Annotated in this window: 12 protein-coding genes; 3 read left to right on the forward strand and 9 right to left on the reverse strand. The window is 32.7% G+C overall.

Annotated features, from left to right (window positions below; all coding sequences use genetic code 11):
* Positions 1–6 precede the first annotated feature (6 nt).
* The 5 genes from ACXAG4_RS07810 to ACXAG4_RS07830 form a co-directional block, all read right to left on the reverse strand.
* Positions 7–348 carry a 2TM domain-containing protein gene (locus ACXAG4_RS07810; RefSeq protein WP_475295525.1) on the reverse strand — a complete coding sequence of 114 codons (342 nt, stop codon included), beginning with the start codon at positions 346–348 and terminating at the stop codon, positions 7–9.
* 1 nt (position 349) lies between these two features.
* Entirely contained in the window at positions 350–676 is a 327-nt protein-coding gene (locus tag ACXAG4_RS07815) for a 2TM domain-containing protein (protein WP_475295526.1), read from the reverse strand.
* An 11-nt stretch (positions 677–687) separates the two neighbouring features.
* On the reverse strand, positions 688–2,031 hold the full coding sequence (locus tag ACXAG4_RS07820) for a histidine kinase (RefSeq protein ID WP_475295527.1): 1,344 nt from the start codon (positions 2,029–2,031) through the stop codon (positions 688–690).
* Positions 2,032–2,066: 35 nt separating this feature from the next.
* Positions 2,067–2,690, reverse strand: coding sequence for a hypothetical protein (locus ACXAG4_RS07825; protein ID WP_475295528.1), 624 nt, complete (start codon positions 2,688–2,690; stop codon positions 2,067–2,069).
* Positions 2,691–2,917: 227 nt separating this feature from the next.
* Positions 2,918–3,646 (reverse strand): energy transducer TonB, encoded by a 729-nt coding sequence (locus ACXAG4_RS07830; RefSeq protein WP_475295529.1) that lies wholly within the window; start codon positions 3,644–3,646, stop codon positions 2,918–2,920.
* 123 nt (positions 3,647–3,769) lie between these two features.
* Here ACXAG4_RS07830 and ACXAG4_RS07835 point away from each other — a divergent pair, with 123 nt between their 5' ends.
* Positions 3,770–4,522, forward strand: a complete 753-nt coding sequence (locus ACXAG4_RS07835; protein ID WP_475295530.1) for a carbohydrate-binding family 9-like protein — start codon at positions 3,770–3,772, stop codon at positions 4,520–4,522.
* Position 4,523: 1 nt separating this feature from the next.
* On the opposite strand, the gene ACXAG4_RS07840 is transcribed toward ACXAG4_RS07835, so the two are convergent.
* Positions 4,524–5,528 (reverse strand): sugar kinase, encoded by a 1,005-nt coding sequence (locus ACXAG4_RS07840; protein ID WP_475295531.1) that lies wholly within the window; start codon positions 5,526–5,528, stop codon positions 4,524–4,526.
* Positions 5,529–5,634: 106 nt separating this feature from the next.
* Positions 5,635–7,788 (reverse strand): TonB-dependent receptor, encoded by a 2,154-nt coding sequence (locus ACXAG4_RS07845; protein WP_475295532.1) that lies wholly within the window; start codon positions 7,786–7,788, stop codon positions 5,635–5,637.
* A 187-nt stretch (positions 7,789–7,975) separates the two neighbouring features.
* Here ACXAG4_RS07845 and ACXAG4_RS07850 point away from each other — a divergent pair, with 187 nt between their 5' ends.
* Both ACXAG4_RS07850 and ACXAG4_RS07855 read left to right on the forward strand, forming a co-directional pair.
* Positions 7,976–8,470 carry an RNA polymerase sigma factor gene (locus tag ACXAG4_RS07850; RefSeq protein WP_475295533.1) on the forward strand — a complete coding sequence of 165 codons (495 nt, stop codon included), beginning with the start codon at positions 7,976–7,978 and terminating at the stop codon, positions 8,468–8,470.
* A 5-nt stretch (positions 8,471–8,475) separates the two neighbouring features.
* Positions 8,476–9,096: a hypothetical protein gene (locus tag ACXAG4_RS07855; protein ID WP_475295534.1), complete on the forward strand. Its 621-nt coding sequence runs from the start codon at positions 8,476–8,478 to the stop codon at positions 9,094–9,096.
* A 54-nt stretch (positions 9,097–9,150) separates the two neighbouring features.
* Here the strand turns inward: ACXAG4_RS07855 and ACXAG4_RS07860 are convergent, their stop codons facing one another.
* Complete coding sequence (locus tag ACXAG4_RS07860; protein ID WP_475295535.1) at positions 9,151–9,732, reverse strand: pseudouridine synthase; 582 nt, start codon at positions 9,730–9,732, stop codon at positions 9,151–9,153.
* Positions 9,732–12,023 carry a type IA DNA topoisomerase gene (locus ACXAG4_RS07865; protein ID WP_475295536.1) on the reverse strand — a complete coding sequence of 764 codons (2,292 nt, stop codon included), beginning with the start codon at positions 12,021–12,023 and terminating at the stop codon, positions 9,732–9,734. Before ACXAG4_RS07865 ends, ACXAG4_RS07860 begins: the two co-directional genes overlap by 1 nt.
* Positions 12,024–12,066 lie beyond the last annotated feature (43 nt).

A 12,066-nucleotide genomic window follows, 5' to 3' on the forward strand; every position in this document is an offset into this window, starting at 1 on the left:
TTTATACTATTCCCACATTGTGGTTTCTTCCTTTGTGGCTTGTTTTTCAATATAATCTTTAGCTTTTTTTGCTTCCCAACCTTTACTAAAAAAGGTTTTTCCTTTTATGGCCCAACGCCAGTGTAGCACAATAAAAACCGTCCACGCTACAATAAATATACTATTAAACCACGTAAAAAAGTTAGTGTATTTACTTGTATAAATATGAATGTAATAAATATTGTAGCCCATAAGCCCAACAGCTATTAAATAGCCCACCAAATGCAAGTAAAATATTTTCACATGTCTTACTTTTTCTTTGGCTTTAAAGTAGGCTTGCTTGTTTTTATTATTGGTTGGTTTGCTCATGTTACTCATATTTTTCAGTTTCCTCTTTACGCATGTATTCTTGTATTTTGCGTTCTTCCCAGTTTTTACTAAAAAATATGTTTTTACCAAACACCCCCAAAGCATGAAATGCTAAACCTATGCCCCAAAAAAATGCTGTTGCAAATGTGCCAAAGTGCCAAATATTTCCGTTTGAATTTGCACCAATTAATACAATAAGTATTATGTTAATTACCAAATACCACAAGGCGTGAGCGTAAAAACCTTTTAAATCTTTTACACGTTTTTGCGCGCGTAAATAAGCCTCTTCTTTTTTATAGTCTGTATTAAAATCTTTTAATTGTTTCATGTTTTTTTTAATTAGTTCCAACGATCTTTTTGTTCCTCTTGTTTCATGTATTCTTGTATTTTGCGCTGTTCCCAGTTTCTGCCAAAAGCACCGTTGTGTACAAAAACCCTAAATGCTTGTATAACCAAACCTATAGCCCAACCAAACATTGGAAACCAAAACCATTGGAAATGCCACGAGGTTCTATAATTTACAAAAATTAAAAAAGGGATTACAAAAATATATGCCACTAAACTGTAGTAAAAGCCTTTAAGCTCTTCAACATGATTGCGTGCACGTAAATAACTATCGTCTATTTGATTTGATGATTTTGTTCTCATAATTGATATTTGTTTTGTAAGCATTGGTATTGCTACCAAAAACTTAGTTGTTTGTTTGTTAATATCTACCTTGCGGGTAGTTAGCAAATTGTAACGTTGCATAATGTTGCTTAAACCAACACCGCTGCTTTTTTTTACAATTTGCTTGGGTTGTAAATTGTTTTCTACCACTAGGTAACCATTATCTTCAAAAATGGTAATGTGTAAAGGTTTACTTGGGGTTACCATGTTGTGTTTTACTGCGTTTTCTAAAAGTAGTTGTAATGATAATGGAACTACTTTACTTTCTGGGTTAGAAGCTTTTGCTGGCATTGTGAAAACTATACTATCTTCAAAACGCATTTTTATTAAAGACATGTACGTTTTTGCAAATTGCAACTCTTCATCTACAGATACTAATTCTTTGCTTTTTTGCTCTAAAACATACCTGTATACTTTTGAAAGTGATGTTGTAAAATCTTGAGCTTTATCTGGGTTTTCATCAATTAAACTGGTTAACACATTTAAACTATTGAATAGAAAATGCGGATCTAATTGATTTTTTAAAGCATCAAACTTAGCACTTGCTGTACCTGCTATTACTTTTTGCTCTTTTATTTTATTTTGCTGATACCTATTGTAAAAATAAATTACATGAAAAAAGGTAACAATGGTAAGTGTAATCCATAAACCAAAGCTATAATGCCTGTAAGATTGGTTTGCTATAAAATGGCTTACTGTTTCACCACGTAATGTTATAGCCATTATTAAGTTTAGTACAAAAAGACACACAAGAGTAAGTACGGTTGCACCAATAATACCTATAATTATACGTTTAATTTTATCGGTTGGTCTCCAGGTTAATTTTTCTAAATAATCAAAAAAATACATGTTTGAAAACCCAATTACAAATGAGTACAACTGGTAAATCACAAAGGTTACAAGAAAATCTTCGGTAGATTGATATTTAAATCCGTTTGATAAAAAACTTCCAACAACAAACACAACAATGCCTATTATAAATGATGTAATTATATTTTTTAAAAGATGTTTCATTGTAACGTTTTTGTATTTGTACGGTATTTACCTTATTATTCTTTACAAGCTTTTAAAGCCATTTCAGCACGATCTTGCCCCCAATTAGGGTGAAAAGGTGTTTCTGGTTTAAAATTAGCAAAAAGATCTAAAGCTTTTTCTAAATCTTTGCAAAACGGCGTGGTATCTTGCCCAAAAAACTTAGCGCCACCAATATTCCATTCGGCATGGCAATACACAACTCTTGGGTTATTTGGCGCAATGGCCTTAGCTTTAGTATAAATTTCAACTACTTTTGGAGACAATGTCATGCCATATGTTGCGCCATCAAAAGCTACCCAAGCGGTGTGGAGCATTGCTTGCATTACTAAAATTTCGGCATTGTTTTTAGATATTGCAGTGGCATCGTTTAATAAATCTTGTGCCTTTTTTAATTGAGCGGTTAGTTTTTCTTTGTCTTTTAAACCAAAACTATACACAATGTTAATTTGGGCTGCGTAATATGGCGGCAACCAATTATCTTGTTCTGCATTTGCAATACGTTCAAATAAATTAGCTGCTTCAACAGGTTTGCCGTTACTCCACAAATCAAAAGCTTTTTTCATGCCTTTTTCATAATTTCCTTGTGCATTTACTAAACCTGTAATTAATAATACGGTAATGATGATTATTTTTTTCATGTGTTTTAAATTTAGATTAATAACTGTTTGTTTTTTAATTATGACACAAATATGCAACACACATGAAGGTTTTAAAAAAGTGAATTACCCAACTGTAATTTTTATATGATGAATTGTAAATACTTTAAATAGCACATAATTTAGCGGTAGCTAAAAACAAAAAAACCAAGAGCTAATTAATTAACTCTTGGTTTTCCCCACATTGAAATAAAGAACTTTTTACAGACCTATCCTTCTTGATACTTGAAGAATATTGGCACAGCATAAGAAACTTTAACTGGTTTACCGCGTTGTTTACCGGGTTGCATTTTTGGCAACATTCCAATAATACGCTCTGCTTCTTTTTCTAATATTTTATCGGGTCCTCTAGAACGTACACCTGTTACGTGCCCTTTAGTATCTATCATAAATATTACTGATACACGACCTTGTATTCCCATATCTAGTGCAGCCTGGGGATATGTAAAGTGTTTTACAACGTGTTCTTGCATTTTTTGCTGAAAACAAGCTTTTGTTTTTGCCTTACTTAGTTTTTCACAACCTGGAAATACCGGTACGTCTTCAATAATAGCAAAAGCCACCTCTACGTCTTCATACACCTCTTCAACCACAATATCACTTACTTCAACTACCTCTGCAATAGCGTCGTTTTGATCGGTTTCAGAGCTTTCTATAAAGGTTTCTTCAACCTCTTCAGTATCTTCAACAATTTGCACATTTTCTTGAAGAGCAACCGGTGGTGGTGGCGGTGGTGGTGGCGCCATTTGATTTACTATTGGTATTTCTTCTTCAAATTCACTCTCAACTTCTACAATATCAATTGAAACTTCATCTTTCTCGTAAGTTTTGTATTCTAACATACGCCAAGAAAGAAGCAGCATCAAATTAAGACCTATAGCAAAATACAATGTGCTATTGCGTCCTATTTCTAAATTTGGATTCTTTTTTGGTTTCATGACTCTAAAATTTTATACCATAAAAGTAGTTTCAAAGTACATGATAAACTATGACAAAAATCATATCTAAAACTGCAACTATCATTCAAAAGCCTTACATTAGTTTTATGTAACAACACAATTATGAAACTTTATTTCAACATTATAATTTTATTATTATCAAGCACACTAGCTAATTGCCAACAACAAGAAAGGCCCATTTATAAGGTTATAAAAACCAAACAAAACATGGTTATTGATGGTAAAATGAACGAAACCAATTGGCATAAAGCAGAAGCCCGCAAGTTGACACATTTTTACCCACTAAAAAGCAACAACACCTACCAAAACACAACCTATAGAATGCTTTGGGATACTGAAAATTTGTATTTATTTTTTGAATGTAAAGACACCAATATTGTTGCAAGAGAAACCCAAAGAGATGGTAAACCATTTTTTGATGATTGTGCTGAATTATTTTTAATACCAGCCCCAAAACCATTAAACGCACATATTGCACTTGAAGTTAATTTAAACAAAGCCAAAAATGATGTTTTGTTTATTAATAATTTTGAAAAAGATAAAAATATTGTAGCAAAATGGTATAACCCCGAATATGAAGTTGCTGTAACTATTGATGGCTCTGTAAATGATAATTCTGACACTGATAAGGGTTGGACTATGGAGTTTAAAATACCTTTTAATATACTTTGGGGATTAGACAGGGCTTACCCCGTAAAAGCCGGTGCAAAATATATGTTTTTAGCCATTAGGCAAGATAGAAATGAGCTGGAAGGAGAAAACCGCTCTACAACCACTATTTTTCCGGTTGAAAATATTGCAACTAAAGATGTACACCAACCTAAAATGTTTGGTTTATTACAATTAACTGAGTAATTTACCTTTGCAGCCTACCCGAAGTATTGCCATTTAAAATAGCGGTAACCTCATCAACTGTGGCTAAATTTACATCGCCTTCATAGGTATGCTTTAACGCACAAGCAGCACTAGCAAATTTCATGGCTTTACAATCATCAAAACGTTGTAAACCATAAATTAATCCTGCCGCAAAGGCATCGCCCGTGCCTATTCTATCAACAATATGTGTAATATCTAAATCTATAGTTTCTTTAAATTCTTTACCATTATACATTCTTGCACGTATTTTATGCCATGATGAATTTAATGACGTTCTAATTTTATCAAACACTTTTTCAATACTAGGAAATGTTTGCATTAATGCTTTTGAAGCTTCAATAAAATCATCATTTGAATACCCATAATTTGTACCCAAAACTTCGTTTATTTCATTTATACCACCAATAAAAACGGTTGATAACTCTAATAATTCAATTAAAGCATCTTTTGCATCAATACCGTAATTCCATAGTCCGTTTCTGTAAGTTGGGTCTGCAGATACGGTCATACCTTTTTCTTTTGCTAATAACAAACCTTCTTTTAAAATATGAAACGCATGTTTTGAAAGAGCAGGTGTTATACCCGTCCAGTGTAACCACTCAGCGTTAGTTAATGCTTTATCCCAATTAACCATATTGGGTTGTATTTCAGAAAAAGACGAATGTGAACGATTATACGAAATGGTACTTGGGCGCATTACGGCTCCTACCTCTAAAAAATAAACCCCTAACGGACGTTTTGAACGCACAATTGATGATGTATCTACCCCAAATTTATTAATGTAAGAAATGGCTGTTTCACCAATAAAATCATTTGAAACTGCACTAATGTGTTTTACATGGCCGCCAAAACGTGCAATAGAAATGCCAACATTTAACTCTGTGCCTCCAAAAAAAAATTCGGCCACGTTAGATTGTATAAACTTTTTATTTCCCCAAGGTGAAATACGCATTAAAACCTCACCAAACGTAATAACTTGCCCCATATTTATTTTTTTAAAGTTTTAAATTATTGCAAGATAACCAATTATTTAAAACTGGTTTACCAATTTAACAGGTTATTTTTTAGAAGATAAAAAACAAAATTTAGTTCTACAAATTATCTAGCTGGTTGCTTTTTTTATCTTCACTAATTGTCCAGAAAAAACCAATAAAAAAGAACTGATCTGCCGCTGGTGTTAAAGTACGCCTATTAAATTGCCCATTCATGTTTGGTGTGCTTGCGTATTGGTAACCATTTATATTTTTAAAGCCTAGAACATTATTAACAGAGGCGTATAATATTTTTTGAGGCGATATTAAATAGGCCCAATTTAAACTTAGGTTATTAAATGCTTTTGTTTTTTGGTTTAAAAAACCAGACTCATTGGGGTTTGTATAAGTTCTTCCTGAGGCCAAACCATAACTAAACCCAACTTGACTGCGCCATTTATTTATAAAATACTTACCTACTACAGATACGTTATGCTTGTTTGCAAAATTAGGCTGCGCCTTTGTTGGGTAATTTCTGTAATCTCTTTTAGTATCTAAAAAAGAGTAGCTTAACCAATAGTCAAAGTTTTTAATAGAGTTATTGTCTCTCCAGAATAAATCTAAGCCTTTTGCAAAACCATTTCCGTTGTTGTTAAAATCACTTTCAAAACTTGTAAAAGCGGTATTATATTTTACTAGGTTATTATATTTTTTGTAGTAAGCTTCAGCCCTAAAAATACGTCTATCTGCGTTGTATTGATAGTTCATAATATAATGCGTGGTATTTTCGGCTTTCAAATTTTGTTCAAATTTTAAAACATCGCTGGTTGGGTTTTGGTAAAAATTACCATAAGCTAAAGACAACTGACTTTTATTTGATGTTTTATAAGCTAAAGACACTCTTGGAGCCACGTTTATATCTTTAAAAATTTCACTATATTCTGCTCTAATACCTGTTTTAAAAGCTAAATTTTTAGAGATAAATATATCTGCTTCGGCAAATGCAGCAGCAATATTATTATTGTAACCATAATTTACTTCTTCAATAGTTTCATCTTTATAAGTTTCATCATAATCTGTAGCAAAATATTCTGCTCCATAGTACAATTTGAATCTATTACTAAAACGATTTTTAAACTTCAACTTAGCATGAAAAGAATTTTCAGTGTTATTTACATCACTATCAATTACCCCCAATTTATTATTAGCTCTTGTAAAACTTACCCCTCCAAACATAGACCAAGTATCTGTTAAAATACCGCTATATGATCCATTCATATATAAATTTTTATTATTTAATTTGAAGTTTGCACCTTCAGAAAAATCAATATGCGTTTGTGTTAATTCAAAATTACTGGTATCAAAAGCGCCGTAAAACTTAAATAAACCAGAATCTGTTTTATGCCTGTAAACGGCTTCACCTGCAAAGGTTTCAAAAGGTTTTTTCCAATCGTTTCTATCTGGAAACAAAGCAATGTAAGGCGCTAAATTTACATAAGATGCATTTACACTTAAAGAATTAGCACCCCATTTTTGAGTATTTCCTAAGGTTGCTCCAACGCTCATAATACCAATATCTGTTTTTTCTTGGTCTGGTTCATCTATAGTATTTAACAATAAAACACTTGATAAAGCTTGCCCATACTCTGCCGAATAACCGCCTGTTGAAAAGGTAATACCATCAAACAAAAAAGGAGAATAACGTCCGCGTGTTGGTGTGTTATTTGCTGTTGGTGTGTATGGTGTAAATACACGAATACCATCAATAAAAATTTGTGTTTCATTAGCATCGCCACCACGTACAAATAAACGACCATCTTCTGCCACAGTTGATGTCCCTGGAAGCGTTTGCAATGCCCCAACAAAATCTCCTAAAGCACTTGCTGTAGTTACAACATCTAAAGGTTTTAGCACGCTTACTTTACTATTATCACCGGCAGAAAATGTACCTGCCGATAGCACTACGGCATCTAAAGTGCTTACGTCTTCTTTTAGTGTAATGGTTAGGTCTTTCATATACGCTAAATCTCCTACCATTGTAAAGGTTTCATAAGCCAAATACGATACTTTTAAACTTTGAGTGCCGGTTTCTGTGGTTGTAAATGAAAACTCGCCTTTTTCATTTGAAGTGCTTCCATCATAAGTGCCTTCTAAATAAATATTGGTACCCATAATAGGTTCTTTTTTTGAATTAACTACTTTACCTTTAATTAATGTTTGGGCCTGTAATTGAATACTAAATAATGTAATTAAAATGATGATTAGTTGTTTCATGATTATTTAAATACTATTTGTTATTATTGATTGACAGTGCAAATTTGAAGTAGAATTAAGAGTTTCTAAACTTTAAATAACCGAACTGTAAAATCTAATAGATGAATTGAAATTTTAATAGTATTTTCATCTTTTTTGTAACATTTTTAATTTTTAAGCTACCTATTGGTATAACCAAACCATCACATTGAAAAACGAACTAGAACAAAATTTTGTGGAACTGCTTGAAAAGCATCAAAACATCATACATAAAGTATGTAGGTTGTATACCAACAACTATGATGCTCATAATGATTTGTTCCAAGAAATAACCATTCAACTTTGGAAAGCCTACCCAAAGTTTCGTGGCGATTCAAAATTTAGTACCTGGATGTATAGAGTTGGTTTAAATACTGCCATTACCCTATACCGAAAGTCTAAAAGAACCATTAACACCCAAGATTTTGATGGTGTTGCTTTTAAAATAAAATCTGAAGATTATGATGATACTGAAGAACAACAATTAAAAGTACTTTACAAAGCAGTACACCAGCTTAACGATATTGAAAAAGCATTAGTTTTCTTGTATTTAGAAGACAAAGATTATAGAGAAATTAGCGAGACAATGGGAATTAGCGAGGTAAATGCCCGCGTGAAAATGAACAGAATTAAAAACAAGTTAAGAACCATTTTAAATCCGTAATAGCCATGGATGGATTAGATTTACTAAAAAAAGATTGGAATAAACAAGATACCCAAGCTACATTAAAAGCTAAAGATATCTTGCCAATGCTACATAAAAAATCATCTTCAATAGTAAAAACACTTTTTTACATTAGTATTGCAGAGTTAGTTTTCTGGATATTAGTTAACACTATACCTTATTTCACATCAGACACCTACAGATCTCAACTTGATAAAGTATATTCAGATGGTATCATGACAGGATTAAGCATTTTTAGCTATGCCGTAATTTTAGTTTTTATTTTTCTACTGTACAAAGCATACAAATCTATTTCTGTTACAGATAATGCCAGACGTTTAATGAAAAGCATTATAAATACCAGAAAAATTATAAAGTATTATGTTTTATATAATTTAATAATGGTTGCCGTTTCCTTTATTATAGGCTTTTATTATTCATCACATTATGACCCTAACGTTATGAAAGCCATTGAAAGCGCAGGTATGACGGTATATATTATTATAAGCGTTTTGGTATCTGTTGTGTTTATAGTAATTATTTGGTTGTTTTACAGGCTTATTTATGGGCTACTTTTAAAACGCCTTAACAAAAATTATAACGAACTTAAAAAATTAGAAATTTAATAATTAGGGCGTTCCCCTATCGGGTCGGGCTTTCCGCACTACACGGTAGTTGCTTCAATCCCTAACGCAAAGCTTAGGCAGTTCAATAACATCACCAACTTGCATGTTATTTAAGTGCATATTACCAACACGCACACGCACCAAACGCAAGGTTGGAAACCCCACCGCCGATGTCATTTTTCGTACTTGCCTAAACTTGCCTTCATTTAAAGTAACCGAAACCCAAGTAGTTGGCCCATGCCTAGCATCGCGTATTTTTTTTGAGCGCGTTGGTAAATTAGGCGTTTCATTTAAAACATAAACATCACAAGGTTTGGTTTTATATTTTTTACCGTTAAAACCAATTTCAACACCCTTTTTTAATTGCGCTATGGCTTCATTTGTTATGGCGCCATCAACTAAGGCATAATATTGCTTATCTACTTTTTGGCTGTTAATGTAATCACTAATTTTACCATTGGTAGTGAGAAGTAGCAAACCTTCAGATTTTTCATCTAACCTACCAATGGCCATGATTCCTTCAGGAAAATTATATAATTCACCTAAAAATTTCTTTTTTTGCTGCTTAGAGTCGTTACTCATAAACTGACTTAAAAATCCGTAGGGTTTATAAATAATAAAATGGCGGTGAGACATTAAAAATTCTCCTTTAAAATATTATAAACAAGTGCCTTTGTTGGTGTTTGCCCGTTAATTTTAGCTTTAACGGTTTCAAAAGTTACCTTAAAATCACAACCTGTTTTATAGTTACTACAACCATAAGCTGTTTTACCTTTTATAATGGTACCCTTATTACACTTTGGGCAAATGTTATCTGCTGGTTTTGTTTTAACCGTAGCGTTTTTTGGTTCTAACTTCACATTAAAATTATCATCAAAACGCAATAAACCTTCAACAGTTCCTGTTTCAGTTTTAAAACCTTTCAAATTAACAGTGCATCCTTTTTCTAAGAGCCTTATAAATTGTTTTTCAGATATTTTTTTATTGTGAATTTTAAACGGTAATGTAAAACTACAACCATTTTTATAGTTACTGCAACCGTAAGCTGTTTTGCCTTTTAACAAATTGCCTTGTTTACATTTTGGACAAGCAATAGCGGTTATTCCTGCATCTTTTTTAGCTTCTGCCTTAGCTTTATTTTTTTTAACGTTAGCCTCATATGATATATTGGCACGCTTGGTTTCTGTTCTAACCTCATACACCAAAGCATCAACCATACGCTTCATATTATTTATAAAGGCGCCCGCACTAAAATGGCCTTTTTCAATATCTTTTAATTGCTTTTCCCAACGCCCTGTTAATTCAGCCGATTTTAATAAATCATTTTGAATAGTATCAATAAGTTGAATACCAGTTTGTGTGGGTAAAACCTGTTTTTTATTGCGCTTTATATACTTTCTTTTAAAAAGTGTTTCAATAATATTTGCCCGCGTTGATGGGCGTCCAATACCGTTTTCTTTCATTAAATCGCGCATTTCATCATCATCTACCTGTTTACCTGCGGTTTCCATGGCACGTAACAATGATGCTTCAGTAAATTGGTTTGGTGGTTTGGTTTCTTTTTCTAAAAAACTTGGTTCATGCGGTCCTTTTTCGCCTTTTGTAAATGTTGGTAACACGCCTGTTTCTTTTTCTTTAGCATTTGGGTTTATAAATACTTCGCGCCAACCTTTACTTAAAATTTCTTTACCTGTAGTTTTAAACAAAACATCGGCCGCTTTACCAGTAACGGTGGTATTTGCCACATTACAATCTGGATAAAAAACTGCAATAAAACGCTTTGTAATAATATCATACACTTGCTGCTGTGCAGGTTGTAGCCTACCTTGAATACCTGTTGGAATTATAGCGTGGTGATCTGTTACTTTTTTATCATTAAAAACCTTACTAGATTTTTTAATTTTTTTACCTAACAAAGGGGCAACTAACGTAGCGTAATTAGTAAGTTTTTTTAAAATACCTTCAACTTTTGGATAAATGTCTGTTGGTAAAAAAGTGGTATCAACCCTTGGGTATGTAACTACTTTTTGCTCATATAAACTTTGCGCTATTTTTAAAGTTTCCTCTGCCGAAAATCCAAATTTAGTATTACAATATACTTGTAAGCCTGTTAAATCAAACAATTTTGGTGCATACTCTTTTCCTTTCTTTTTAGCAATTGAAACAATTTCAAAATCGCTTTCTTTTACTTTATCGGCTAAAACTTGGCCAGCTTCTTTTTTAAAAAAACGACCTTCTTCATAACTAAAAAGCGTATCTCTATATTTGGTTTGAAGCTCCCAATATGGTTGTGGTTTAAAATTTTCAATATCTCTAAACCTACTTACAACCATGGCCAATGTTGGTGTTTGAACACGCCCAACCGAAAGCACTTGTTTATAACCACCATGTTTTACGGTGTACAACCTGGTGGCGTTTATGCCCAAAAGCCAATCTCCAATAGCACGCGAAAAACCAGCATAGTATAAATTATCATAATTTGTGGCTGGTTTAAGGTTTTCAAAACCTTCTTTTATAGCCTCGGTGGTTAATGATGAAATCCATAAACGTTTTACTTCACCTTGGTAATTAGCCTCATTCATTACCCAACGTTGTATAAGCTCTCCTTCTTGCCCTGCATCACCACAGTTTATAACAACATTGGCTTTTTCAAATAAACTTTTAACAATTTTAAATTGCTTTTGAATGCCCGAGTTTGCTACAACTTTAACTTCAAATTTATCGGGAAGCATTGGTAAATTATTCAAATCCCAACTTTTCCAGTAAGGTTTATAATCTACAGGTTCTTTTAAAGTACATAAATGCCCAAACGTATAAGTTACCGCATAGCCATTGCCTTCAAAATAGCCATCGTGCTTAGTTTTAGCTCCTAAAACAGCCGCTATTTCTCTGGCAACACTTGGTTTTTCTGCTATACAAACTGTCATTTACGTTTATTAAATTTTAACAACGCAAAATAGGCATTTATGT

Source organism: Seonamhaeicola sp. ABD4_175, assembly GCF_056160885.1.